The organism is Mucilaginibacter sp. P4_C11, from assembly GCF_056402115.1.
In genome coordinates, this window is sequence record NZ_JBFUIA010000004.1 from 48,380 (window position 1) to 73,598 (window position 25,219).

At 43.7% G+C, this 25,219-nt stretch carries 22 protein-coding genes; 15 read left to right on the forward strand and 7 right to left on the reverse strand.

Annotated features, from left to right (window positions below; genetic code table 11):
* Nucleotides 1–36: 36 nt before the first annotated feature.
* Entirely contained in the window at nucleotides 37–1,581 is a 1,545-nt protein-coding gene (locus AC1DU2_RS04855) for a Do family serine endopeptidase (protein ID WP_477383080.1), read from the forward strand.
* 126 nt (nucleotides 1,582–1,707) lie between these two features.
* Here the strand turns inward: AC1DU2_RS04855 and AC1DU2_RS04860 are convergent, their stop codons facing one another.
* Together AC1DU2_RS04860 and AC1DU2_RS04865 are read right to left on the reverse strand one after the other, a co-directional pair.
* On the reverse strand, nucleotides 1,708–1,917 hold the full coding sequence (locus tag AC1DU2_RS04860) for a DUF2695 domain-containing protein (RefSeq protein ID WP_477356379.1): 210 nt from the start codon (nucleotides 1,915–1,917) through the stop codon (nucleotides 1,708–1,710).
* A gap of 102 nt (nucleotides 1,918–2,019) precedes the next feature.
* Nucleotides 2,020–3,930 (reverse strand): 7TM diverse intracellular signaling domain-containing protein, encoded by a 1,911-nt coding sequence (locus tag AC1DU2_RS04865; protein WP_477356377.1) that lies wholly within the window; start codon nucleotides 3,928–3,930, stop codon nucleotides 2,020–2,022.
* A 414-nt stretch (nucleotides 3,931–4,344) separates the two neighbouring features.
* Here AC1DU2_RS04865 and modA point away from each other — a divergent pair, with 414 nt between their 5' ends.
* From modA to AC1DU2_RS04880, 3 genes are read left to right on the forward strand one after another with little or no spacing between them, the layout of a single operon-like run.
* Complete coding sequence (gene modA / locus AC1DU2_RS04870) at nucleotides 4,345–5,121, forward strand: molybdate ABC transporter substrate-binding protein (RefSeq protein ID WP_477383081.1); 777 nt, start codon at nucleotides 4,345–4,347, stop codon at nucleotides 5,119–5,121.
* A 15-nt stretch (nucleotides 5,122–5,136) separates the two neighbouring features.
* Complete coding sequence (gene modB, locus AC1DU2_RS04875) at nucleotides 5,137–5,808, forward strand: molybdate ABC transporter permease subunit (protein WP_477383084.1); 672 nt, start codon at nucleotides 5,137–5,139, stop codon at nucleotides 5,806–5,808.
* A complete protein-coding gene (locus AC1DU2_RS04880) occupies nucleotides 5,805–6,422 on the forward strand; it encodes an ATP-binding cassette domain-containing protein (RefSeq protein WP_477383086.1) in 618 nt (205 codons plus the stop codon). Before modB ends, AC1DU2_RS04880 begins: the two co-directional genes overlap by 4 nt.
* Nucleotides 6,423–6,510: 88 nt before the next feature.
* Here AC1DU2_RS04880 and pnuC read toward each other — a convergent pair whose 3' ends face one another.
* Nucleotides 6,511–7,128, reverse strand: coding sequence for a nicotinamide riboside transporter PnuC (gene pnuC, locus AC1DU2_RS04885; RefSeq protein ID WP_477383087.1), 618 nt, complete (start codon nucleotides 7,126–7,128; stop codon nucleotides 6,511–6,513).
* A gap of 183 nt (nucleotides 7,129–7,311) precedes the next feature.
* Between pnuC and mutY the strand changes: the two genes are divergently transcribed.
* The 4 genes from mutY to AC1DU2_RS04905 all read left to right on the forward strand — a co-directional run bounded on the left by mutY (nucleotide 7,312) and on the right by AC1DU2_RS04905 (nucleotide 10,891).
* On the forward strand, nucleotides 7,312–8,358 hold the full coding sequence (mutY, locus tag AC1DU2_RS04890) for an A/G-specific adenine glycosylase (RefSeq protein ID WP_477383088.1): 1,047 nt from the start codon (nucleotides 7,312–7,314) through the stop codon (nucleotides 8,356–8,358).
* A gap of 23 nt (nucleotides 8,359–8,381) precedes the next feature.
* Nucleotides 8,382–8,798 (forward strand): single-stranded DNA-binding protein, encoded by a 417-nt coding sequence (locus tag AC1DU2_RS04895; protein WP_477356365.1) that lies wholly within the window; start codon nucleotides 8,382–8,384, stop codon nucleotides 8,796–8,798.
* Between the two features lie 147 nt (nucleotides 8,799–8,945).
* Entirely contained in the window at nucleotides 8,946–10,439 is a 1,494-nt protein-coding gene (locus AC1DU2_RS04900; protein ID WP_477383089.1) for a serine hydrolase, read from the forward strand.
* 107 nt (nucleotides 10,440–10,546) lie between these two features.
* Nucleotides 10,547–10,891, forward strand: coding sequence for a hypothetical protein (locus AC1DU2_RS04905; protein ID WP_477383090.1), 345 nt, complete (start codon nucleotides 10,547–10,549; stop codon nucleotides 10,889–10,891).
* Between the two features lie 217 nt (nucleotides 10,892–11,108).
* Here the strand turns inward: AC1DU2_RS04905 and AC1DU2_RS04910 are convergent, their stop codons facing one another.
* On the reverse strand, nucleotides 11,109–13,292 hold the full coding sequence (locus AC1DU2_RS04910) for a S9 family peptidase (protein WP_477383091.1): 2,184 nt from the start codon (nucleotides 13,290–13,292) through the stop codon (nucleotides 11,109–11,111).
* Nucleotides 13,293–13,396: 104 nt separating this feature from the next.
* On the opposite strand from AC1DU2_RS04910, the gene AC1DU2_RS04915 reads away from it, so the two are divergent.
* Complete coding sequence (locus AC1DU2_RS04915) at nucleotides 13,397–14,926, forward strand: serine hydrolase (RefSeq protein ID WP_477383093.1); 1,530 nt, start codon at nucleotides 13,397–13,399, stop codon at nucleotides 14,924–14,926.
* Nucleotides 14,927–15,033: 107 nt separating this feature from the next.
* On the opposite strand, the gene AC1DU2_RS04920 is transcribed toward AC1DU2_RS04915, so the two are convergent.
* A complete protein-coding gene (locus AC1DU2_RS04920) occupies nucleotides 15,034–15,315 on the reverse strand; it encodes a hypothetical protein (RefSeq protein ID WP_477368103.1) in 282 nt (93 codons plus the stop codon).
* A 265-nt stretch (nucleotides 15,316–15,580) separates the two neighbouring features.
* On the opposite strand from AC1DU2_RS04920, the gene AC1DU2_RS04925 reads away from it, so the two are divergent.
* The 3 genes from AC1DU2_RS04925 (at nucleotide 15,581) to AC1DU2_RS04935 (ending at nucleotide 19,465) form a co-directional block, all read left to right on the forward strand.
* Complete coding sequence (locus tag AC1DU2_RS04925; protein ID WP_477383096.1) at nucleotides 15,581–17,917, forward strand: efflux RND transporter permease subunit; 2,337 nt, start codon at nucleotides 15,581–15,583, stop codon at nucleotides 17,915–17,917.
* A gap of 77 nt (nucleotides 17,918–17,994) precedes the next feature.
* On the forward strand, nucleotides 17,995–18,582 hold the full coding sequence (locus AC1DU2_RS04930; RefSeq protein ID WP_477383099.1) for a hypothetical protein: 588 nt from the start codon (nucleotides 17,995–17,997) through the stop codon (nucleotides 18,580–18,582).
* 106 nt (nucleotides 18,583–18,688) lie between these two features.
* A complete protein-coding gene (locus tag AC1DU2_RS04935; protein ID WP_477383101.1) occupies nucleotides 18,689–19,465 on the forward strand; it encodes an SDR family oxidoreductase in 777 nt (258 codons plus the stop codon).
* Here AC1DU2_RS04935 and AC1DU2_RS04940 read toward each other — a convergent pair.
* Together AC1DU2_RS04940 and AC1DU2_RS04945 are read right to left on the reverse strand one after the other, a co-directional pair.
* Nucleotides 19,455–19,982 carry a hypothetical protein gene (locus AC1DU2_RS04940; protein WP_477383104.1) on the reverse strand — a complete coding sequence of 176 codons (528 nt, stop codon included), beginning with the start codon at nucleotides 19,980–19,982 and terminating at the stop codon, nucleotides 19,455–19,457. The genes AC1DU2_RS04935 and AC1DU2_RS04940 overlap by 11 nt on opposite strands.
* A 391-nt stretch (nucleotides 19,983–20,373) precedes the next feature.
* Nucleotides 20,374–20,574, reverse strand: a complete 201-nt coding sequence (locus tag AC1DU2_RS04945; protein ID WP_147055114.1) for a hypothetical protein — start codon at nucleotides 20,572–20,574, stop codon at nucleotides 20,374–20,376.
* Between the two features lie 83 nt (nucleotides 20,575–20,657).
* Between AC1DU2_RS04945 and ileS the strand changes: the two genes are divergently transcribed.
* The 3 genes from ileS to AC1DU2_RS04960 are packed head-to-tail and all read left to right on the forward strand — an operon-like array spanning nucleotide 20,658 to nucleotide 25,070.
* Nucleotides 20,658–24,080, forward strand: coding sequence for an isoleucine--tRNA ligase (gene ileS, locus AC1DU2_RS04950; protein WP_477383107.1), 3,423 nt, complete (start codon nucleotides 20,658–20,660; stop codon nucleotides 24,078–24,080).
* Nucleotides 24,081–24,464 (forward strand): TraR/DksA family transcriptional regulator, encoded by a 384-nt coding sequence (locus AC1DU2_RS04955; protein ID WP_091149429.1) that lies wholly within the window; start codon nucleotides 24,081–24,083, stop codon nucleotides 24,462–24,464.
* The gene (locus AC1DU2_RS04960) at nucleotides 24,465–25,070 is read left to right on the forward strand and encodes a lipoprotein signal peptidase (protein ID WP_477383109.1); all 606 of its coding nucleotides are present in this window, start codon (nucleotides 24,465–24,467) and stop codon (nucleotides 25,068–25,070) included.
* The last annotated feature ends 149 nt before the right edge of the window (nucleotides 25,071–25,219 follow it).

The following is a 25,219-nucleotide window of genomic DNA, read 5'->3' on the forward strand; positions in this document are numbered from 1 at the left end:
TAATTATAAACAAAATAAAGAAAGGCAAATATAAAGATGAAAAAGATTGGTTTAACATTATTAACCGCTTTTGTTGGAGGAGCCATGGCTTTAGGCACTTACAAGGTTATCGAGAGCACGTATGCCGACAACCTGAGCTTCGAAGACAAACAGAAAGTTTATTTTACCAGTAATCCGTCGGCCCCGGTAGTATCTTCAACCGGTGCGCTTGATTTTACAGAAGCTGCCGCAGCGGTAACGCCTGCCGTAGTTTACATTCGTACTACCTACAGCAGCCAATCGGGCGGCAGCGGGCAAGACCAGTTTGAACAGATGTTTGGCGATATGTTTGGCCAGCGTGTACGCCCCCAAGGTCCGCAAATGGCATCAGGCTCGGGTGTAATCATTTCCAATGATGGCTATATTGTTACCAACAACCACGTGGTTGAAAAAGCCGATAAAATTACGGTTGCTACCAATGATCACCGCACTTTCCAGGCTAAAGTGATTGGTACCGATCCAAGTACTGACCTTGCGCTGATCAAGATAAGCGCTACCGACCTGCCAATTGTAAAATTAGGCAACTCAGATGATGCCCGTGTTGGCGAATGGGTGTTGGCGGTAGGTAACCCTTTTAACCTTAATTCAACCGTTACAGCCGGTATTATCAGCGCCAAGGGCCGTAACATAGGTATTATCGGCAGCGAGGACAACCAGGATCAAAGCAACCCGTTTGGCCGTACTCGTAATCAGCAAACCACGCCTAAATTAAATAAGGCAATCGAATCGTTCATCCAAACAGATGCTGCCATTAACCCCGGCAACAGTGGTGGCGCTCTTGTAAATACCAAAGGCGAACTGATAGGCATCAACGCCGCCATAGCATCGCACACCGGCTCATATGAAGGCTATGGCTTTGCTATTCCGGTTAACCTGGCAAAAAAGGTACTGAACGATATTAAAAAATACGGTACCGTGAAACGTGGCTTTATTGGTGTAAGCTTTACAGAGCTTAACCCCGATGTAGCGCAAAAATTGAATATTAACAATACAACCGGCTTATATGTTAATGACCTGGTTGAAGGCGGCGGTGCCCAAGCTGCCGGTGTACAGAAAGGTGATATCATTGAGAAAGTGGAAGGCGTACCTGTTTATGAATCATCTGACTTACAGGAACATGTAGGCCGCTTACAACCCGGCGATAAGGTAAACATGACTGTGTTGCGCGATGGTAAGGAGAAAAACGTTGCCGTAACGCTTAAGGCGGATGCCGCACCGGTAGCGCCACGTACAGCAGCCGTATCAAAATCGGCCGAGGAATTGTTTAACAAACTGGGTGCAAGCTTCCAGCCATTAAGCCAGGCTCAAAAGACCAAATTCCATGTAAACTCGGGTGTTGTGGTAACCCAGGTGCGTGAAGGCAGGGTGTTCGATAGCTTCGAGATCCCTGTTGGCTCTATTATTACCAGCATCAATAAATCGCCAATAAACAGCGTAGCTGATATTGATAAAGTAATCACCAACCTGCGTAATGGTAACCTGGTAATTTCGGGCTACTATCCGGATGGTACAAACTTTAACAACATGTTCCAGGTGCAGTAAGCATCTTGATGTGCAGATGTGCATATTTCAGATATGCAGATTATAATACAAAAGCCCGGTGATTGCCGGGCTTTTGTATTTATGGAGTGATTTATCTGTCAATTCTCCGAGGTAATTTCATAGATACTATATGCCTTCAAAATGATCTTCTATATTGGCCAATACCTCGCAATCGCAAAAGCCACCGTTTGCATTTAACCATGCTATTGTTTGTTGTTTAGGGAGGTTGAATTGCTGTAAATATTCTTCGGTAAATCTTAACGAATGATCGCATCCTTCGTATTCCAGCTTATTATCCAGGTAATCAAAAAGGTTGACAAAGGTTATCGCTTCCATGGAAGCGAGGTTATAAAGGCTTGTTTTTGTTGCTGCTGGAATTGAAGCTGCAGTTCCCTGCGTTTCTCTTTTTCGTCTGGTGATTTCATGAGGTAAGGCTATTTATTCTGGCGAGTTATCAATCACCAACTTACTCCACCCTTTTGAGCCTGCGTTTTTAATCTCTTTTTTCTGGGCCTCCATGGCCTTTTTAATACGAGTGCTGTAGGCCCAGCAGGTACTTTGGCGGATAGATAGAATTTCCGATAATTTATGTGACGAGATTTTTCCTTTTGTAGAGTACATCAAAAAAATCATGTAAAAAGCCTTATTGATGGGGATGCGGGTGTTTTGTAAAATGGTGTAAGCAATTACCGATTCTTCGTAACCGCATTTGGAGCAGCGGCGACTATACGGCAGATGCCCGCCTCCATAGTGCGTACCGCCACATTTACGGCAGGCGTAGCCATTTTCCCACTTCAGGTCGCTCAGGAATTTAAAACAGGTTTCCCGGTCGGGATAGATCTTGCTGAACTCCTCAAAATCAACCTCGGCCGACATTACCCTGTCGTGCGTTACCTTCTCAATATCGTTATGCAACGTAACATTATCTTTCTCCAACAACACATTCATGCGCGAAATTTCTTCGGCCTGGTGCTGCAGTAATTCGTTTACAGATCGTAGTTCCTCGTTCTGGTCGGCTATCATCGATGATTTTTCAACCAGTTCTTTGGTCCGTTCCTGCACCTGTTCTTCCAGGCGTTTGTTTAGTACGTCTTTCAATTCCTCGTTCTGCTTCATTTGCTTAATCATTGTCACCTGGGCGTCGTCCTTTTCTTTTTTCAGGATGCGTACTTTGTCGCCAATAGCAAAAGAGATAAATAGCATTTCGGTAATAAAGCAAACACTAAGGCTGTAATAATCAAACTCGGTAACCGGCAGCCACCACATGTTTAAAGCGATACAGCTTTTGATGATAAACCCCGTGAGCAAAAACAAATACCCGATAACAAAAAAACGCGCTGGCTTGTATCCTTTGGCCCAGGTATAACAACCTGCGTAAAATGCCAGCAGCAGCGGTACAAACTCTATAATCTTGTAGTTGAACCAACTATTATTAATGGTAATGCAGGCCGCAAAAAACAGGCAGCGAAGCGCTATAACCCAGCTGGTAGCCTTATATAAACGCGGTGCGTTTACCTTTAAATTGAGCAGGCTTTGCGTAAACAGCACTGCAAAAATACTGGCGGCAAACAAAGCTATGCCGTAAGCATACTGGTTCCACCCCGGATTGTTAGGCCATATATACTGATAGGCAATTCCATCGGCGCACATTTCATAAAGGCCAATACTGAGGTTGTAGGCAATGTAATACAGGTATTGCACCTTGCGCATGGCAATAAACATCATGAGGTTATACAGGCCAAAAACCAGTATCATGCCGTAAAAAACACCAAAAAAGAAATACTCGTCCAGCGCGTAACTGATAAACCAGCTAACGGTACGCAATACCATTATTACGTTAACCGAGTGGTGCGACCGGATCCGGACGTAATAAACCGCATCATTTGTTCCAGGATTATTTAAGTTAAGGCTAAAGTTTTTATGATGATAAAACCGCTCAGAAAACGGGCGGCTGCTCCCCAAAAGTATCGGTACATATTTGTTGGCGCCGATAGGCGAATAAACAGTTATACTATCAATAGTTTGATCAAAAAATTCCAGCAGCCAGCTGTTTTTGGTAGCGGGGTTTCCGCCGATTTTGATGCGGTACCAATAGGTAGAATTTACGTTGCGGGTAACCGGTGTTGGTTCGGGGTTTACGTTAAAACGGTCGTCAAAAGCAGGTGCGCCATCGCCGCTAAATTGCAGGCGGCCGGTGGTATCTTCAAAAAAATAAACTTGTTTGTATTCAAATATATGCTGCTTAACATGGTCGTCCAACCGAACAACAGTTTGGGCAGACGCCGGTGTTATAAAATAAAAAAAGAACAGTAAAACGGCAGTGAAGTATCTTTTTAATAGTTCGCACATACGCAGTTAAAAGGGGTAAGTATCTTTCGTACCCGCAGCTTGGTTTTGCGGGCACGAAAGCTGGTTAGTTTGGTTAGCGTCAGGCCGGATACAATGATAGTACATTTCTTTTTATAATCCTATTAAAGGTATATAATACAGTTATTTAAATATGATTTTCATTAGGTTTAAACACTATTTTTATCCATCTTTTTATAGTTTTTTATAAAGTAAACAAACTTACGTAACATAAGTAAAAATCGCGGAAGTGGCAATGAAATCGTTCGTGAATTTTTGCCCATCTGGTATCAATTAATTAATTGTATAACAAGTTTATATTTGCTCTGCGAGGACGGCCCAAACAGCGTGGTTAAGCAATCGAAAAAACGATGCATTTACGCTACGGGCAACATAAAAAACATAAAACAAGTACAAATGGAACACATGCAACACGATAACAAGCTGTTTAAATATATCTTTTTTTTAACCGCTATTTGCCTCTTTACTCATTTGCCTGTTGCCGCGCAAAATGTGCGGGTGGCAGCCGCCGCCAACCTGCAATCGGTTATTGAGGTGTTGCAGAAAGATTTTAAGAAGAAAACGGGAATAAGCATTGAGCCGGTAGTTGGCTCATCGGGTAAGCTTGTGGCGCAAATAAGTAACGGGGCACCCTTTGATGTATTTTTATCTGCCGATATGAGCTTCCCCGAAACGCTTTTTAAAGGTGGCTTTGCTACCAAACAGCCGGTGGAATATGCAAGGGGAAGCCTTATCATTTGTAGTTGGCAAAACATAGGGTTCGAAAATTGGGAGCGCCTGTTATTAACTGCGCGGGTGAAGAAAATAGCTATAGCCAACCCGGCCATCGCCCCTTACGGTAAAGCCGCCGAAGAGGTTTTGAAATTCAAAGGCATTTTAGACGAAGTAAAATCAAAAACTGTTTATGGCGAAAGCATATCGCAGGTAAACACCTATGTTACCACCGGCGTAGCCGATGTTGGTTTTACCACCCAATCGCTGATAAAGGAAGCCGGCTCTAAAACAGACCTGTACTACAAGGTTATCGACCCTAAATATTACAAACCTATTTTGCAGGGCATGGTACTATTGAAACATGGCGCAAATAACCCCGGTGCCGAAAAGTTTTACCAGTATATATTAAGCCCGGCGGCCAAAAGTATTTTTGTAAGCTATGGGTACCGTATACAATAACCACTATTTTTGTTGATGGACTTATCCCCAATATGGCTTACTTTAAAACTGGCAGGTATTACCACGGCGCTGCTATTTATTGTGGGGGTGCCTTTTGCGTGGTGGCTATCCGGAGGGAGGTCATTTTTCAAAATCATGATAGAAGCCATTATCACCATGCCATTGGTTTTGCCGCCATCGGTATTGGGCTTTTATTTGTTACTGGCTTTTAGCCCGCAGCACGGGCTGGGCAAATGGCTGCATGATAGCTTTGATGTACAGTTGGTATTTTCGTTCCCTGGTTTAGTATTGGCATCGGTAATTTATAGTATGCCATTTATGATTGGCCCGGTAAAATCGGCATTGGAACAGTTGCCCGCTGCTTTGGCCGAGGCTTCGTACACTTTAGGCAAATCGCGTTGGCAAACATTTAAAAGCGTGTTACTGCCCAATATCAAACCATCGCTGTTAACCGCCGTTGTACTTAGCTTTGCGCATACCCTGGGCGAATTTGGAGTGGTGCTGATGATAGGTGGCAATATCCCCGGCGTTACCCGCGTAGCTTCCATCGCGGTTTATGATGCGGTGGAAAAAATGGATTACGCGTCGGCCAACAACTACTCGCTCATTTTATTTTCCATAACGTTTGTGATGGTTATAGCTGTTTTTGTGTTTAATAAATATCAAGCCAAAAGCCCTTTAGGATGATCAGCATCAATATCGAAAAGAAGCTAAAGGCATATCATGGGCAACAGGTGCTACACATTGATAAACAATTTGCCACGGGCAGCGTCACCAAAATACATGGGCCATCGGGCTCGGGTAAAACAACTTTTTTAAAGGTAATTGCAGGGCTTATTAACCCCGAAAAAGGCATTATCAAAGCAGATAACGAAACCTGGTTTAATTCGGAAACAAAGATCAGCCTATCAACCCAAAAAAGGAATATTGGTTTTGTATTCCAACAATACGCGCTGTTCCCTAATATGACAGTGAGGCAGCACCTTGAATATGCTACCGATGACGAAAAATGGATAAGTAAACTACTATTGCTGGGCAAATTAGAATCGCTGCAAACGCATAAACCCGATTACCTGTCGGGCGGCCAGCAACAGCGCCTGGCCATTTTACGGGCATTGGCTACCAAACCCCGGTTACTTTTAATGGACGAACCCTTTTCGGCCCTGGATCCAAAAATGAAAACCGAACTCATAGCCGAACTAAAAATATTACTGAAAGAATTAAATATAACCACCATCATAGTAAGCCACAATCCGCAGGAGTTAGACGGCTGGGCTGATGCGGAGATGGTATTCAATTAAGTCGAAAGTCTTAAGCCTCAAGTCCTTTTTTGTTACCGGCAGGTACCCCACTTGTTTTTATGTAAATACCATTTCCCTGACTTCGAACTTAAGACTTTCGACTCAAAACTTTATATTCTTTATGCCAGTCAACATATCCCATGGTAGCTAAAACAAGCAAAATGGCATATAAAACCGCTGTTACATACAGGTTTTTATAGATATATAATGGTACGTAGCAAATATCTACAAATACCCAAAGCGCCCAGTTTTGCAGAATTTTCCGGGTCATCAGCAATTGGGCCATAAAACTTACCGAAGTGCAAAAACCATCGATATAAGGCACCGTACTTGATGTAAAATATTGAAGATAAAGGCCAAGCAATCCTGATAGGGCAAGAGTGGCCAATATTACCAAAGCATAGGCTTTGCTGTTAAGGCTAACTACCGGTTTTTCGTCCCGCTCTTTTTTACGGAGCCAAAAATACCACCCGTAAATGCCTGTCCCCAGGAAGTAAATTTGCAAATAGGCATCGCCAAATAAACCGTTCTCAAAAAACACCACCATGTAGGCTATTACTGCAATAATGCCGGCCAGCCAGTTCCAGATGTTTTGCCGCGCAGCCAGGTAAACGCACGCAACGGTAGTAACGGCCCCAACCCACTCCAGGTAGCTGGTTTGTTTAATGCCCTGGATAATATGCTGGCCGATAGAGAGATGTTGCATTTACCCCAAATATATAAAAGGATATTAATAAACATCCTCGGCCATATTGGCAAGCACCGGCATCATTCGGGATATTTCATAAATCGGGCGTAAATTAAGATGTTATCTATTAAAGTGCCGCACGTTAAACTTCAGGTCAGTTGATGCGGCCTTTTACCATTTACCTCGCTACCTTTACTTCCAATGAACTTTACCGACGAACTGGTACAATGGTACCTTGCCAACAAACGCGATCTGCCCTGGCGTAATACAACCGATGCTTATACGATATGGTTGTCAGAAATTATTTTACAGCAAACCCGCGTTGAACAAGGGCTGCCATATTTTAACCGCTTTGTTGAAAAATACCCAACAGCGAGCGATTTTGCAGCCGCACATGAAGACGAAGTGCTTAAACTTTGGCAGGGCCTTGGCTATTATTCCCGCGGGCGCAATATGCTTAAAACCGCGCGGCTGGTGCGGCAAATGTACAACGGCGTATTCCCCGAAAGCTATGACGAATTGATTAAACTTAAAGGTATCGGCGAATACACAGCGGCTGCCATTTCGTCTTTCTCGTCAAACGAAGCAAGGGCCGTTGTTGATGGTAACGTGTACAGGGTATTGGCCCGATATTTTGGAATCTATGACGCCATTAACTCCACCACCGGCAAAAAGACTTTCCAATCACTCGCCACAAATTTGCTTAATAAGCAAAACCCAGCATTACATAACCAGGCCATGATGGAGTTTGGGGCAATGCTTTGTAAACCTAAAAATCCGGCATGCGGTATTTGCCCGGTACATGTAGGCTGTGCTGCTTTTTTAAACAATGCAACAACTGTGTTGCCCGTAAAATTAAAAACTGTAAAAGTGCGCGAACGCTTTTTAAATTACTTTTTAGTTACAGAAGGGAACACCGTTTTAATGAATAAAAGGGGAGATAAAGACATCTGGGCCAATATGTATGACTTACCAATGGTTGAAACGCCTGAGATGCTACCAGCGCACGAATTGGCAAAACTCCCTGAAGTAACTGCCATATTTGGCGACGAACTAAACATTATAGAAGATACCGCCGTAATAAAACATATCCTTACCCACCAACGGCTATTTGTGCGGATGGTTAAAACTCCTAACATTCCACTTATTTTGAAAGAAAACTGGGCCTTTATCCCCGTTGACAACCTACCTGAACTGGCACTTCCGAAGGTCATTTTTATATTAATAAAAAACATTTTTAATTTATAAAATAATTTCCGTTATTTTATGGCATGTCTGGAATTAATAAAGTTATCCTTGTTGGCCATTTAGGCAAGGACCCTGAATTGCGTACTTTAGATGGTGGAGTATCAGTAACAAGTTTTCCGTTAGCTACCTCCGAAACCTATAACAAAGATGGTCGCAAGGTTGAACAAACTGAATGGCATAATATTGTGATGTGGCGCGGCCTTGCAGATATGGCGGCAAAATTTTTACAAAAAGGAAAGCTAGTTTATATAGAAGGCAAACTGCGCACCCGGTCATTTGAAGATAAAGACGGCATCAAGAAGTACACTACCGAAGTGGTTGCCGAAAATTTTACTATGCTTGGCCGTAAAAGTGATTTTGATACTGACGTTACAAAGTCAACAAAACACAGTGAACAAGTGAGTTATATAGACGGAGAAGACCTGCCACCGGCATACTGATAACAACACGTTTTAATTGAATTATAACAGTTACTCTTTGCACTAAAGCTAAGGGTATTTTTTGTGCTTTTTATTTTAGATAGCAGCACATGTGCTGCATTATATTTTATCGCTATATTGAGTGCAGAAAACCTTTAGCCCAAAATCATGAAACTTTTAAAATGCTTGCTATTTATATGTCTTGCGCCCGCCATGCCGTTTGCCCAAACCAGTCCGAATATCCAGGAGTTTGACAACTACGTACAGCAGGCCGTTACCGACTGGCATGTGCCCGGCCTGGCCATTGCGGTAGTTAAAGATGGTAAGGTAGTATTTGCCAAAGGCTATGGCGTACGTGAACTGGGCAAACCTGATAAAGTTGATGCGCAAACTATTTTTGGCATTGCATCAACAACCAAGGCTATGACCGCCGCCTGTGCCGCCATGCTGGTTGACGAAGGTAAACTGCACTGGGATGATAAGGTAACCGATTACCTGCCCGGTTTTCAGCTGTATGACCCTTACGTAACCCGCGAACTAACTGTGCGCGATTTATTTTTGCACGATAGCGGCGTGGGCAATACAGATTACCTATGGGCTTACATGAACATTCCGGCTGATGAGATGCTTCGCCGTTTGCGCCTGGCAAAACCAGAATACGGTTTCAGGGCCGGGTTTGTATACCAGAACTTATTTTATGTAACCGCGGGTAAAGTGATTGAGAAAGCCAGCGGCATGCCCTGGGCAGATTTTGTGCAGAAAAGGATTTTTACACCGCTAAACATGACACGGTCTGTACCTACCTTCAGCAAAATTAAAGGAGTGCCCAACCAATCATCAGCACACATTAAGGTTGATAGCAGTATTGTTGTGGCTCAAAAAGATGTTACGGATGCCATTGGCCCGGCGGGTGGGGTATGGTCAAGCGTTGAAGATATGGCCAAATGGGTTAATTGCATGCTGGATAGCACCAAGTATAACGGCAACCAGCGCCTGCTTAAACCCGAAAGCTGGGCCATGCTACTTAGGCCGCAAACCTTTGTATCCGAGAATGAATTTTACCCCACAGCCCGGGTTACCAAACCGCATTGGATAACCTACGGCCTGGGCTGGTTTCAGCAGGATTACCAGGGACAAAAAGTTGATTTCCATACCGGCAGCTTAACCGGCCTGGTTGCCATAAACGGAATGATTGTAGATAAAAAGATAGGCGTATACATACTGGCCAACCTTGACCACGCCGAAGTGCGCCATGCCCTGATGTTTAAAGCCTTTGATTACTTTGCATTAGGCGGTAACCGCGACTGGAGCAAGGAGTTTTTAAAGCTTTATGGAGATATCCTTGCCAAACGGGAAAAATCAACCAAAGATTATGAAGCCAAACGGGTGATAGGCACACATCCTACACTTGACCTGAAAGCCTATGCCGGCACCTACACTGATCCCCTTTATGGAACAGTAGTAATAACCGCCACAGCCGATAAACTAACATTCAACATCAACAATTTTATAACCGCCGAAGCCTCCTGCTGGAACTACGATACCTTTGTTGGCCCATACGCACGCAAGGAGTACGGCAAAATTGGCGCTACATTTAATATCGACGAACTGGGTAAAGTGAGTACCGTTAATGTGGACGGGATGTTGCTGTCGAGGCAGTAAGGTAAACTATGAATAACAAAGGCGCTTGTTTTATAGGAGTAAAAAGTAGATACTGTACTTACTCACTATCAGTGGCTTTGCTGGGAGGATTATATAGCTAAAATTTCATGAGCAGGAAGCAACAATATAATTTAGTTTTTTCAAATATTGCCGTGCATGGATACCGTGATAGTTTCTTATGCACGGAGGTTGGTGAGTCGGCAGAAGCTCATGCTTTATCCAATTTGTTATATGCACTTGGAAGTTGGGAAGGACCATCTTTACTGGAAGAACTCGATAACGCATTGAACAACCGCCCATTCGAAGAGTATTACAGCCCCGATAACGCCAACTTTTCCGAGGGTGTTCAGATTACTCCTCCTATTACAATAATTAATCAGCAGATTACCGTTCCACTATCCCACGTTAAGGAATTGATTGAAGAGTGGGTAGAGTTTACAAAAATGAAGTAAAAGCTCTTTTTAAATACTGACTAACGAAAAGAAATTATTTAATATTTAAATTTTACCAAAACCCCTACATACACTCCTCCTATACCAGAGGGACAAAAGCTTTGTAGAAACACGCCATACAACCGTTCTGCGCCAGAGGGGCAGAACACCACAGTCCCGAATTAACAAAAAGGCCCCACATTTTCATGTGAGGCCTATCTATTATCAAACCGACATCCTATCTCCCACCCGGCGGGCAATGCTCTTTCAAATATTTGGTGAACATGGTATGTAGGTGCAGGCTGGTGCCCGGGCCTTCAAAAATACCGTGGGTACGGTTAGGGTATGCCATTAGTTCAAACTGGCGGTTGTATTTAACCAGCTCGTTAATCAATTCTTCAGCGTTTTTGTAGTGTACGTTATCATCGCCTGTGCCATGTATGTACAGTAGGTTACCGCGCAGGTTTTTGGCGTAGGTAATTGGCGATCCTTTGATAAATGCCGCCCTGCCTTCGTCATTAACCGGCACACCCATGTAGCGTTCCTGGTAAATGTTATCATAAGTTAACTGATCGCCTACGGCTGCTACAGCTATCCCTGTTTTGTAAATGTCGGGGTATTGGAACATCAGGTTAAGGGTTGATGATCCGCCGCCGCTCCAGCCGTGTACTGCTATGCGTGCCGAATCAACAAAAGGCCATTTCAAGATTTCTTTGGCTGCCATGGCCTGGTCGCGGATGTTGATGATGCCAATATTTTTATAGATAGCCTTGCGCCAGGCTGTGCCTTTGGGGGCCGGTGCGCCACGCCCTTCAACAGACATGTAAATATATCCGTCGTCGGCCATGCTGCCTACGTATAAGCCATTGCGGCCGGTACCCCAGGTATCGGTTACGGTTTGACCTGCAGGTTCGCCATAAACGGTAAATACAACAGGGTATTTTTTGTTCGGGTCGAAGTTGGTTGGTTTCATCATCCAGCCATCCATCTCAATGCCATCAACCGTTTTTACCTTAAAAAACTCTGGTTTGTTTTTGGCATTCTTGTTAACGGCGATAACGATGCCGCCAATATGCTGATGATTGGGCAGACTCACCACTTCGCTTACCGGAGGGGTATAACTATTGCTGAAATTGTGCAGCGCCACCTTTCCGTTAGGCGAAATATCGTAACCGTGGGTACCCGGCTGATCGGCAGGCGAAACACGCTCTGCTTTGCCGCCTGCCAGTTTTATGCGGTATAAATATTTCTGGGTAGCATTATCCGGCGAAGCCATAAAATAAATATAACCGCCGGCTTCGTCAATAAGGCTTACGGTAATTACATCATAATCGCCTTTGGTAAGCAGGGTTTCTTTGCCCTCGCGGCTTACGCGGTAAATATGTTTCCAGCCATCTTTTTCGCTAACCCATAAAAAGTCTTTGCCTTTGTTTATCCACTCCCAGCCAATCGGGTCGCCATTGTTCCAGCGCTCTTTGCCGTCAATCCATGAGTTGCTTTTTTCCTCGCGGATAAGGCGGGTGGTACCGTTTGATATATTGCCAATAAATACGCGGCTTTCGGTTTGGGCGCGATTCAGTTGCTCAACAATAATTTCGTTGGGGCTTAAAGTCCACTCCATACGGGGGATATAGTGCTGCACGTTGTCGCCGGGGATATTCATCCACCTGGTAGCGGCGGTGCTGATATCAACCACGCCAATTTTTGCCGAACTCGGGTCTTCGCTTGCAACGGGATACTCTACCGGTACTACGAACGGATATATCGAGTCGGTCGTGTTCAGCATATAATAGCTTTTAATTTTGGTAGCATCTATTTTCCAATAAGCTATATTACGGCTATCGGGTGACCAGCGGAAACCATCGCGGCAACCAAATTCTTCTTCGTATGCCCAGTCGAACGTGCCGTTGATAACGTGGGTGCTGCCATCGGTAGTCAGCTGCTTAACATCGCCGCTGGCCAGGTCTTCTACATAAATATTATGGCCACTTACGTAAGCAGCTTTAGTTGCATCGGGCGATAGCTTGGCAAACATCAAGGATGATTCGGGCAGATTTTTGCCTAACTGCCACAACTTTTGCGTGCCGGTATCAAACACCCAATAATCGCCACGGGTATCATAACGCCATACTTTTTTGGTGTTGGTGTTAATGAGTACTTTTTTGCCATCGTCAGATATGGTAAACCTTTTTACACCAATAGGTGTTTTACCTTTGGGCGTAAGCATGGCCGTGCTTATCCAAACTGTTTTTTTGCTGCTGTCGCGGGTATCGTAAACGGTAATTTCGCCGCCTGTTGTTTTGTAATATTGATAGCCATCATTGGCCCAGTGTGTAGGTGCGCGTTGCGCTTTGGCCAGGTTACTGTTTAAAATGAACAGAACGATTAACAGGAACCACCAGCCTGAACGGTAAAATTTCATATAGTATGCTTTGAATAATGAATGCGGCATTATTTAAAAAATAAGTAATGCCGCCGTAAATTTTGCGTTAAATTAGCACATTCGCCAAGTATAAAACCAGTGTAATGAAAAAAATACTTCTGCTTATTACCTTTTCAATTTCATTTATCGCTGTTACCCGGGCCCAGCATGCCGACCGGAGCAAGTTTATAAGGGATAGCCTTGACCTGTATGTAAGCCGCGCCCTTACCAACTGGCGTATCCCGGGTGTGGCTGTTTGTATTGTTAAAGACAATAAAATTGTGCTGATGAAAGGTTACGGCATTAAGGAACTTGGCCTGCCAAACCTTGTGGATGTAAACAGCTTGTTTATGATAGGCAGCAACACCAAGGCTTTCACGGCTACTGCCCTTGCCATGCTGCAAAGCAGTGGCAAGCTGTCGTTAGATGATAAGGTAACCAAATACATCCCGGAATTTAAGCTTGATAATAAACTTGCAGGCGAGCAAGCCATTGTTCGCGATTTGTTGTGCCACCGCCTTGGGCTGCAAACCTTCCAGGGCGATTTTACATTCTACAACACCAACCTTAGCCGCGAAGAAATTATTCAAAAGCTGGGGCAAATTAAAGCACCCTATCCTTTCCGCACCAAATGGGGTTACACCAATTCGGCATTTTTAACGGCGGGCCAAATTATTCCGAAGGTAACCGGCAGGCCATGGGAAGCTTACGTGAAAGAAAATATTTTTGCCCCGCTGGGCATGAGCAACACATTGGCCCTTACTGCCGAAATGCCCAAATCAATAAACCGTACCGTACCACATACTTTAAATGATGGCCGGCTAACAGCCATACCTTACTGCCAGATTGATGGGCTTGCGCCAGCCGGCGCTATCAGCTCATCGGTAAATGACATGAGCAAGTGGGTGATGGCATTACTTAATGATGGCAAAGTGGGCAACAGGCAGGTAATTCCCGCGGCAGCCATACAAGCTACCCGCCAGCCACAGGATATTGTTGGCAGCATCCACCACCTGAATGGCGAAGACAATTTTGAATTATACGGGCTGGGATGGTTTATACAGGACTACTCGGGCCACCGGCTTGTGATGCACGATGGTGGGGTAAACGGCTATTTATCTTCGGTAACATTATCTCCGCAAGACCACCTGGGTATTATCATCTTAACCAATACCGATCAGAACCTGTTTTTTGAAGCCCTGCGCTGGGAGATATTAGATGCCTATTTTGGCCAGGGATACCGCAATTATAGTGACACTTACCTGGCTAATTACAAAGCCCGCGCCACCGCCGACCAGGCCACAGATAAAAAACTGCGCGATTCGGTGCTGCTAAACTTGCGCCCTGCCTTACCGGCGCAAAACTATACCGGCAAATACACCAATAGCCTTTATGGCAGTATGACTATAACCCAGGGCGAGAACAACGACCTGGAGATAAGATTTGAACACCACCCTAAAATGTTTGCCAAACTGCAACCCTTAGGCGGCAACCGTTACTACGTAACCTTTTCAGACCCTACTTTAGGCAAAGCAGTATTCCCCTTTACTGTACAAAGCGGCAGGGTAACCGGTGTACGTGTTAAAGTAGCCGATTTTGTGGAGTATAATCCTTATGATTTTAAGAAGGAGTAGTGTGGTGAATGGTGAATGGAAAGCGGTGAGTGGTTAAATGTGGTCTATCTAAAAATTGGATATAAAACCCAATCAACCACTCACCCAATCAACTATTCACCACTCACTTAAAACTTCAAATTCGACTTAAGCCAAACCTGAACATCTTCCTGGGTAAATACTTCGGCGGGCAGTTTATCGTGAATAAGTTTCTCCATTTTGTTGCCGGTATTGGCAAAACGGTAATCCCACAATATCATCAGTTTGTTTATCAGGTAAACAACTTCGTTGCCTTCATCCTTTGCAAACGGGGTTGCATCTGGTTTGCCGTTTACGCGCGGATCGTTTTGGGTATAATTCGTCCATTTGTAATCGGTATAATGCAGGTTTCGCTTCGAAAAAAGGATCATGAGCTTAAGTAATTTCTTTAAAGGTACGGATAATTAACCCGGTATTTTGCGATAGCCCATTTTATATGCGCCCAATCATTAAAATAAGGTTAACAAATTAATGTAGCATACAACCTATAGTAACCTCATTAGCAAGCTTTCATGCGCGGGATCCATATTCCTTACGGCTTAATTGGGGACGAGCTCTTATTGTCACAAAGTCAATATCTTCAATGGGTGGTTAAATCTAAATTCGTAGTTTAGCGGCGGTCATAATTTACTGTTCATGTTCTGGAAAAAAACGGCATCATTTATTCTTAAAAACAGGCTTCTTGTGTTGATAAGCGTTGTGGCGTTAAGTGTTTTTATGAGCTATGAAGCATCCAAAGTAAAAATAACTTTTAACGGCGGCAAGGTTCTGCCCGTTACCGATTCGGCTTACATCAGGTATAACCAGTTTAAAAAAATGTTTGGCCAGGACGCCTCGTCCATGGTTATCGGCATCAAATCGGATAAAATTTTTGATAAAAACATATTTAACGACTGGTTCCAGATAGGCAACGATTTGAGACAGGTAAAAGGTGTTAAGGCGGTTATTTCGGTAGCCAACGTTTATAACCTGCAAAAGGACACCGCCAAACACCGTTTCATTATAAAACCGTTGGTTACCGGCATATTGCCAACGGCACAGGCCGTTGATAGTATAAAACAAAAACTGGCCAGCCTGCCTTTTTACAAAGGCGTGGTGTTGAGCAATGATGGCAAAGCTACCCTGATGGCTATTACTTTTGACGATAAGATCATCAACACCCCATACCGTGTACCCATTATCAACAAAATAAAAAAACTGGGAGCAGCATTTGAACAAAAGCATGGCATTAAAGTGCATTACTCGGGCCTGCCGCTTATCCGTACCGTGGTTGGCGATTTGGTGGCGCATGAGTTTTCCTTGTTCCTGGGCTTATCGGTATTAATTACAGCCTTCATATTGCTGGCATTTTTCCGCTCGTTTTTCCCGGTGGTATTTCCCATCATCATTGTTGTACTTGGGGTAGTTTGGAGCCTGGGCACATTGGTGTTGATGCATTACGAAATGACTATCCTTACCGGCATCATTCCGCCGCTTATTGTGGTTATCGGCATTCCTAATACCATCTTCATCCTTAACAAATACTACCACGAATACGAGCTGTGCAGCGATAAAATGAAAGCGTTGCACCTGGCTATTGAAAAAGCCGGTATTACCACCTTTATCGCCAATATTACAACCGCCATAGGTTTCGGCGTATTATGCTTTACCAACAGCGAGCTGCTTACCCAGTTTGGCCTGGTGGCCTCCATCAGCATTATAGCTACTTTTGCATTAAGTTTAATTTTAGTGCCCATTATTTTCAGCTACCTGCCATCGCCCAAACCTCAAAAAGCCGGCATTAAAGATAGTAAGCTGATGGCCAAAGTACTTAGCGGTTTGGATAAGCTGGTGCATAACAAACGCAAAACTATTTACATAGGGACATTGGTATTAATCGCCATATCGTGCGTGGGCATTTACCAAATAAACATTAACGGGTTTGTTGTTGATGACCTGCCCCAGCACAACAACACACTGGAAGACCTTAAATTTTTTGAGGCCAATTTTAACGGTGTATTGCCCTTAGAGGTAAGCATTGATACCAAACGTAAAAACGGCGTGGTGAACCTGGGCGTAATCCGCAAGGTTGAGAAGCTTGAAAAATTAATTTCGTCGTACCCGCAGTTTAGCCGGTCGATATCGCTTATCCAGGTTTTAAAATTCAGCACCCAGGCTTTTTACGGCGGGGCACCCGAATATTACCGGCTGCCCGATGGATTGGAGCAAAACTTTATCCTTAACTATGCAGGCAATTCCGCAGGTAAAGGCACCAGCGCTTTAAACAGTTATGTAGATAGCACCAAACAGGTAACGCGCGTAACGTTTGAAATGATTGATGCCGGGTCAAAAAAAATGAATGTAGTGCTGGCCGAATTGCAACCGCGAATCGACTCAATCTTTAACCCTAAAAAGTTTCATGTAGAGCTTACCGGCAGCAGCATCATATTTATTAAAGGCACCAATTACCTGCTTATTAACCTGTATGAAAGTTTGGCCTGGGCTATTTTCCTGATTGCCATTGTAATGTGGATATTGTTTCGTGGTGTTAAAATGATAGCCGTATCCCTGGTACCTAACCTGGTACCGCTTATTATTACAGCCGGCATCATGGGCTTTTTTGGCATCCCGCTTAAACCATCAACTATCCTCATTTTCAGTATAGCCATGGGTATCTCATCCGATCAGACCATTTATTTCATCACCCGTTACCGCCACGAACTGCGCAACACCAGCAAAAGTATATCCGTAATTGTATCCGATACTATCCGCGAAACCGGGGTGAGTATGATATTTATAGCTATTGTATTGTTTTTTGGCTTTGGTGTGTTTGTGGTATCAAAATTTGGCGGTACACAGGCGCTGGGCATATTGTTATCTATTACATTGTTGGTAGCGATGGTCAGCAACCTTACCTTGTTGCCGGCATTTTTATTGACTTTAGAAAAAGGGACAGACAGGAATAAATTGAAGGGACCGGATATAGAGGAGTAGCGGGACTCACCCTGACTTCTCCAAAGGGGGAGGGTTCTGGAAAACAATGTTGGTGTAATCATAAAATTCAAAATAGAATGGCCGAATTTGACAACGAGCAATCCTGGGATAATTTCGAAACGATAATTAGCGAACAACTATCGGTTGCCGAAGCCTGGGGTAAAATGATAGCTTCGCTGGAAGCTGTTAAACCCAAGTCATTTTGGGCAACATTGCGCAATATTGATATTGAGGCCGGCCGAAAAATAGTCAAGGAATGGGTGGAACAGACATTTATTGAAGATGGAATAAGCGACGACACTCAATGTTTTTGGATAAGTATTGCAGAATATGCCGACGAAAATGATGCGAAGGTTTATGGCCTTTCAATAACTGGTTACGATGTTGAAGATCCAGACGACCTGGATGGCGACGATCCGACCTTTTCGCCCGAAGAAAATTTAATTGTGCCCGACGATCTTGTTACCATAGAGCAGGCTATTAATGATGACGGGGATTATACCTTTTTAGATTGGTTGCTGCCCGTCGCATATTGCTCATTTGTGCTGGATGACATGATCAGGAATGACCTTGATAAACAAAACATTTTAAGATTTAAAAACAGCATTAGTGTAGCCGTTGGATACGATGGCGGAGATTTCATGAAGCTAAGTACGATAGCATAAAAAGGGAGTATTAATGACCGGCCATGATGCCGCGTCAGGTCGTAAAAAAAGTTATAACATTTTATTCAAAGTCCTCTCCTTTGGAGAGGATTTAGGTGAGGCTCTTATGGATTTTAAACTCAACAACAAAGTAGCCCTGGTGCTGGCAGCCAGTAAAGGGTTGGGCAAAGCAATAGCCACGGCACTTTCTGCCGAGGGGGCTAAAGTAATTATTGGCTCGCGCGATGAGACGGAGTTAAATAAAACTGCCGAAGAGATCAGGAAGCTAACCGGTAACGAGGTTGTGGTTATTCCTGTTGATGTTTCCCGTGTTGATGAAATCGACGCCTTTGTTGCTAAAGCAGCGGCCACATTTGGCCGGATAGATATTCTGGTAAACAACGCCGGCGGGCCACCTTTTGATAAGTTTGAAAACTTTGACGATGAACAATGGCAAAAAGCATTTGAGCTTAACCTGGTTAGCGTTGCCCGTTTCACCAAATTGGTATTGCCCCACATGCAAAAAACGGGGAGCGGCAGAATCATCAATATCATCAGTGGTTCGGTAAAAGCTGTGCTGGGTAATTCTGTATTATCTACCACTATGCGCATGGGCGTTGTGGGCATGGCCAAATTAATGGCCGATGAATTTGGACCATATAATATCACGGTAAATAATGTGGCTCCCGGCTTAATCCTTACCGACCGCATTAAGCACACACTCCCTAAAGATGTTGACCCGGAACAAGCTATAAAAGACAAAGCAAAAGCCATTCCCCTTGGCCGCATTGGAAAACCCGAAGAGCTGGCAGCGCTGGTCGCATTTTTAGCATCAGAACAGGCGGCTTACATTAGCGGGACTACTATACCGGTTGATGGCGGGGCGAACAGGGCTATTTTTTAGAATCAGGAGATTCGCTTTTTAGGCAAAAATCATAGAGTGCAATTGTGGTAATCAAATCTGGCCACGTTTCATAAGATACCAACCCAGGTAGCACCGGTATTATAGATGTTTTAACCCATTTCTTCTGGTTTAATAAATTGATTTGAGCGCTGTAATCAAGCTTTTTTGAGAAAGGGTTAACAACACTCAATATCATCTGCTGATGTATACGCCCTTCTACACTTTGGGAAAAAGATATTTTTATCGTCTTTTCTTTATGAATGTTCTCTGGCACAACCTTTAAATTCACAAGGCTATCACCAGATAACTCAGCCTCAATGAATAAGCTTTCGCCAGGGAAAACCTGGATAGTTTTTTTATTATAAACATATTGTGAGGCATTCATTGGAGCGTTGTAAAACGTAGAATCGTTAACAAATAGTTTGAGTTCAAACGGAGGCCTTGCATTACTGTCGACTGTTTGCGCACCGCACTCCTTACCTATCAGCAGGAGAAAAAGAAATAAATAGTTTTTCATGTTTAGGTTATTTGTATTCAAAAGTTACCGGATATAAAAAGCTTAATCGATCGCCAAAAGTTGTCTATAAAGTAGAATTACTCCATTGATAGGTACCATTCAACCTGGCATTACCTCAACACAGTTATTTTACAGCAGATTGATAACCCTCATAAAAAGCGTATGAAACAGAACAATAAAGCAGAACCAGGTGGGCAATATAAACTCGCTTTAGATGAATAACCTCCCGCCTATCCTCTTCACTTAGCGACTTAGCCAATGCATTATTAATAATCTTTAACGACAACCTCCAGGTACCGTTGATAACACGGGATTGATAAAGTCCGGATTGTTTTGAACCGATATATAGACTCGACAAACCAAGTAAGCCAAAAAGTGCAAATAGGATCATCTACCTTCTGCTATCCTTCAAATAATCAATAATCAAAGTAATGATACTCACTATCGCGGCCATAATTAAACCAGTGGCAGCACCCTGCATGTAAACTTTCCAATTGGAGCCTTGTAAAGCCGGGATAACCATAGTGGCCGAAAACAGGATCACGGCTACTAACAACATTAATATCGTGCGCTTTACTTTATTATTTTTCACCCGTCTAAATTAAAAAAATGATTTATAAATTCCGTATTTTTGCAACCTCTTAAAAAAGAGGTGATAAAAGGTAAAAGATATACATGTATAAGGAATATAAGCAGTTAAATTTATCGCAAACAGGCAAAGAAGTACTTGAATTTTGGAAAAAGAACAACATTTTCGAAAAAAGTATCAGCAATCGCCCGGAAGATAACCCTTACACTTTTTACGAAGGTCCACCGAGCGCCAATGGTATGCCCGGTATTCACCACGTAATGGCACGGTCTATCAAGGATATTTTTTGCCGCTATAAAACTTTAAAAGGTTACCAGGTTAAGCGTAAAGGCGGCTGGGATACTCATGGCCTGCCCATTGAGTTGGCTGTTGAAAAAGCTTTGGGAATAACCAAAGACGATATTGGCAAAAAAATTACCGTTAAAGAGTACAACGATGCCTGCCGCAAGGAGGTAATGCGCTACACCGATGTATGGAACGACCTGACCGAAAAAATGGGCTACTGGGTCGATCTGAATGACCCGTACATCACCTACAAAAACGAATACATTGAAAGCCTTTGGTGGATACTGAAGGAATTTTATAAAGCCGGTTACTTATACAAAGGCTACACCGTACAACCCTACTCGCCAAAATCGGGTACCGGTTTAAGCTCGCATGAGTTAAACCAGCCAGGCACCTATAAAATGGTGAAGGATACCACCATTGTTGCCCAGTTTAAAGTAAAACGCGACCAGGATTCGGCCTTTTTATTTGAAGGTGTAAATACCGGTGTGTTTATACTGGCCTGGACCACCACACCGTGGACACTGCCATCAAACTGTGCCCTTGCCGTTGGCGAGAATATCACCTACGTTAAAGTAAACACTTTCAACCCTTACACTTTTGAACCGATCTGCGTTGTTTTAGCAAAAGACCTGGTTAAAAAATATTTTAAGGCCGAAGGCGAGAATGCTTCTTTTGAAGACTATAAAGGCGGCGATAAAATTATTCCATGGACATTAGCAGCCGAATTTAAAGGCAGCGACTTGTTGGGCATCCACTACGAACAGCTAATGCCGTACGTAACCAACGACGACCTGGAAAAAAACGCTTTCCGCGTTATCCCTGCCGATTTTGTTACTACCGAAGATGGTACAGGCATCGTACACACTGCATCGGTTTTTGGCGCGGATGACTTTAGGGCCTGTAAAGAAAACAACGTACCATCGGTAATGGTGAAGGACGAAAATGGCAAGGAAGTTCCGTTGGTGAACAAGCAAGGCCGCTTTGTTGACGAGGTTACCGATTTTGCAGGCCAATACGTTAAAGAAGAATATTATACCGCCGAAGAGCGTGCCGTGGAAGGTTTTAGGGCCACCGACGTACAGATCTCGATCAAATTAAAAACCGAGAACAAAGCCTTCGATGTAAAAAAATACGAGCACAGTTACCCGCACTCCTGGCGTTCTGATGAGCCTATTCTTTATTATCCGCTGGATAGCTGGTTCATCAAAACTACGGCCGTTAAGGATAAAATGGTAGCGCTCAACAAAACCATCAACTGGAAACCAGAATCGACCGGTACCGGCCGCTTTGGCAACTGGCTTGAAAACCTGGTTGACTGGAACCTTTCGCGCTCCCGTTATTGGGGTACCCCGTTACCTATCTGGCGAGAGGAAAATGGCGGAGAAGAAAAATGCATCGGATCAATTGCCGAACTTAAAGCAGCGTTGGAGGCGGCAGTTGAAAGCGGTGTTCTATCTGGTACGGAACTGGAAAAGAATAAATCAATAATTCAGTCACTCAATAATTCAGACTTTGATTTGCACCGCCCTTATGTTGATGACGTGATACTAACCTCATCAACCGGCAGCAAGATGTTCCGCGAGCCGGACCTGATTGACGTATGGTTTGATAGCGGCGCCATGCCTTACGCGCAATGGCATTTCCCTTTCGAAAATAAAGATGAGTTTGCCAAAGCATACCCTGCCGATTTTATTGCCGAAGGTGTTGACCAAACCCGTGGCTGGTTTTTTACCCTGCATGCCATAGCCGTGATGCTAAGCGAGTGCAGCGATGAAATAAAGGCCGTGAATGAGCAAGTTGGCAACGGAGGCGTAGCATTTAAAAACGTAATCTCGAACGGTTTGGTACTGGATAAAAACGGCAACAAAATGTCTAAACGTTTAGGCAACGGTGTCGATCCGTTTGAAACCATCGAACAATTTGGCGCCGATGCCCCACGCTGGTACATGATTAGCAACGCATCGCCATGGGACAACCTGAAATTTAATGTAGAGGGCATTGACGAAGTTCGCCGTAAGTTTTTTGGTACGCTTTATAATACCTACTCATTCTTTGTGCTGTATGCCAACATTGATAAATTCACATACATTGAGGCCGAAATAGAGATCAGCAAACGCCCCGAGATCGATCGCTGGATTATATCGTTACTAAATACCTTAACCAAAGAGGTTGATGGTTTTTATGCCGATTTTGAGCCAACCAAAGCGGCGCGCGCCATACAGGAATTTGTGGATGCCCATTTCAGCAACTGGTTTATCCGCCTAAGCCGCCGCCGCTTCTGGAGGTCGGATAATTCGGATGATAAGTTATCGGCATATCAAACGTTATATACCTGTTTAATCACCATCAGTAAGCTAATGTCGCCTATAGCGCCTTTCTTTGCCGATAGGTTATACAGCGATTTAAACAGCGTTACCGGCAAAGAAACTTATGAATCTGTCCACCTGGCTTACTTCCCCCAGTATCATGCCAACCTTGTTGATACCGACCTGGAAGAGCGTATGAAACTGGCCCAGGACATTTCATCTTTGGTGTTATCATTACGTAAAAAAATAGGAATTAACGTAAGGCAGCCACTAAGTAAAATCCTTTTACCTATATTAGATAAGGACTTTAAAGCGCATGTGGAGCTGGTTAAAGAATTGATATTATCTGAGACCAACATTAAGGATATTGAGTATATTACCGATACCGCAGGCTTCATTAAAAAGAAGATAAAGCCAAACTTTAAAGCCCTTGGGCAAAAAGTAGGTAAGGATATGAAAGCAGTAGCCGAGGCTATAAATAACTTTACAAATGAGCAGATAGCTGAACTGGAAGCAAATGGTACCATCCTGGTACTTGATACTAAATACTTGATACTTGATACTGACGTAGAGATTATTGCCGAAGATGTACCGGGCTGGCAGGTCGCAAACCAGGGCAAACTAACCGTTGCTTTAGATGTTACCATAACCAACGAGTTAAAACAGGAGGGCATAGCAAGGGAGTTGATTAACCGCATCCAAAACCTACGCAAGGATAAAGGGTTTGAAGTAACTGATAAAATCGATATTAAGCTTTTTAACCACCCTTACATCAGCGAAGCGGTGAAAAACAATTTAGCCTATATTTGCGCCGAAGTTTTGGCCGTTGATATAGTGCTTGATACCCAGTTAAATGAAGGCGATTTAATAGCCATTGACGGACATGAAATTTTGATTGTAATTAGTAAAATATAAATGAAAGTAGAAAACGAAAAAACCAGATATTCTGAGTCAGACCTGCAGGAATTTAAAGCGCTAATCCTGGATAAACTGCGTATTGCTAAAGAAGAATTAAACTCGCTTGCAACATCATTAAGCTCGCCAAACGCGAACGGAACCGATGATACCGCAGGTACCTATAAAACATTGGAAGATGGCTCGGCCACACTGGAAAAAGAACAAATTAACCAGTTAGCTGCCCGTCAGAAAAAATTTATCGATCAGTTGGAAGCTGCATTGGTACGCATCGAAAATAAAACTTATGGTATTTGCCGCGAAACCGGTAAACTGATACCTAAAGAACGTTTGCGCGCAGTGCCGCATACGACCATGACCATGGAAGCAAAATTAAGGCAATAAATGAAGGCTGCTTACACCAAACCTTTTTTTACCGCTTTCATCATTATCCTTGCCGATCAGGCTATCAAAACCTGGGTACGCAGATATATGTATATGGGCGAAGAAATTCGCTTCCTGGGCAGCCACGGTATGCTGCACTACACCGAAAATAATGGCATGGCATTTGGCATGGAGTGGGGCGGCGATGCCGGCAAACTGGCATTAACCCTGTTCCGGATAGCTGCGGTTGTGGGTATTGTATATAGTTTGATATACCTTATTAAACACAAATACCATCGCGGGCTAATCATGAACGTGGCGCTTATTTTAGCCGGTGCCGTAGGTAACATTATCGATTCTACCTTTTACGGAATCCTGTTTCAGCATGGTAAACTGTTTCATGGCCGGGTTGTAGATATGTTTTACTTCCCCCTGCTCAGAGGCACTTACCCAACATGGTTTCCGTTTTGGGGCGGCGAGGCATTTGAGTTTTTCAGGCCGGTATTTAACCTTGCCGACTCGGCAATATGTGTAGGCGTGATCATGATACTGCTATATCAAAAACGCTATTTCAAACACGAAGTACCCGAGGTAGCGAGCCCCAACAGCGAAATGGTGGAGGAATAATAAATTAATAATATTGAAAAGAGCCGCGTTTAGCGGCTTTTTTGTTTTAAGTACCTGCGGAACGAGAGACTACCCAGCTCGGTGAGTATATAGGCTGCGGAAAAACTTCCCGTATTTCATAATTTGATAACATTAACTAAACGCACAAG

What these genes read in the sequence shown, in the direction of transcription:
- AC1DU2_RS04895 (WP_477356365.1), top strand. Translation starts at nt 8,382, where the DNA reads ATGTCTGGAATTAATAAAGTTATCCTTGTTGGCCATTTAGGCAAGGAC.
- ileS (WP_477383107.1), top strand. Translation starts at nt 20,658, where the DNA reads ATGTATAAGGAATATAAGCAGTTAAATTTATCGCAAACAGGCAAAGAA.
- AC1DU2_RS04920 (WP_477368103.1), bottom strand. Translation starts at nt 15,315, where the DNA reads ATGATCCTTTTTTCGAAGCGAAACCTGCATTATACCGATTACAAATGG.
- AC1DU2_RS04925 (WP_477383096.1), top strand. Translation starts at nt 15,581, where the DNA reads ATGTTCTGGAAAAAAACGGCATCATTTATTCTTAAAAACAGGCTTCTT.
- AC1DU2_RS04960 (WP_477383109.1), top strand. Translation starts at nt 24,465, where the DNA reads ATGAAGGCTGCTTACACCAAACCTTTTTTTACCGCTTTCATCATTATC.
- modB (WP_477383084.1), top strand. Translation starts at nt 5,137, where the DNA reads ATGGACTTATCCCCAATATGGCTTACTTTAAAACTGGCAGGTATTACC.
- mutY (WP_477383088.1), top strand. Translation starts at nt 7,312, where the DNA reads ATGAACTTTACCGACGAACTGGTACAATGGTACCTTGCCAACAAACGC.
- AC1DU2_RS04905 (WP_477383090.1), top strand. Translation starts at nt 10,547, where the DNA reads ATGAGCAGGAAGCAACAATATAATTTAGTTTTTTCAAATATTGCCGTG.
- pnuC (WP_477383087.1), bottom strand. Translation starts at nt 7,128, where the DNA reads ATGCAACATCTCTCTATCGGCCAGCATATTATCCAGGGCATTAAACAA.
- AC1DU2_RS04855 (WP_477383080.1), top strand. Translation starts at nt 37, where the DNA reads ATGAAAAAGATTGGTTTAACATTATTAACCGCTTTTGTTGGAGGAGCC.
- AC1DU2_RS04880 (WP_477383086.1), top strand. Translation starts at nt 5,805, where the DNA reads ATGATCAGCATCAATATCGAAAAGAAGCTAAAGGCATATCATGGGCAA.
- AC1DU2_RS04940 (WP_477383104.1), bottom strand. Translation starts at nt 19,982, where the DNA reads ATGAAAAACTATTTATTTCTTTTTCTCCTGCTGATAGGTAAGGAGTGC.
- AC1DU2_RS04865 (WP_477356377.1), bottom strand. Translation starts at nt 3,930, where the DNA reads ATGTGCGAACTATTAAAAAGATACTTCACTGCCGTTTTACTGTTCTTT.
- AC1DU2_RS04900 (WP_477383089.1), top strand. Translation starts at nt 8,946, where the DNA reads ATGAAACTTTTAAAATGCTTGCTATTTATATGTCTTGCGCCCGCCATG.
- modA (WP_477383081.1), top strand. Translation starts at nt 4,345, where the DNA reads ATGGAACACATGCAACACGATAACAAGCTGTTTAAATATATCTTTTTT.
- AC1DU2_RS04930 (WP_477383099.1), top strand. Translation starts at nt 17,995, where the DNA reads ATGGCCGAATTTGACAACGAGCAATCCTGGGATAATTTCGAAACGATA.
- AC1DU2_RS04935 (WP_477383101.1), top strand. Translation starts at nt 18,689, where the DNA reads ATGGATTTTAAACTCAACAACAAAGTAGCCCTGGTGCTGGCAGCCAGT.
- AC1DU2_RS04910 (WP_477383091.1), bottom strand. Translation starts at nt 13,292, where the DNA reads ATGAAATTTTACCGTTCAGGCTGGTGGTTCCTGTTAATCGTTCTGTTC.
- AC1DU2_RS04860 (WP_477356379.1), bottom strand. Translation starts at nt 1,917, where the DNA reads ATGGAAGCGATAACCTTTGTCAACCTTTTTGATTACCTGGATAATAAG.
- AC1DU2_RS04915 (WP_477383093.1), top strand. Translation starts at nt 13,397, where the DNA reads ATGAAAAAAATACTTCTGCTTATTACCTTTTCAATTTCATTTATCGCT.
- AC1DU2_RS04955 (WP_091149429.1), top strand. Translation starts at nt 24,081, where the DNA reads ATGAAAGTAGAAAACGAAAAAACCAGATATTCTGAGTCAGACCTGCAG.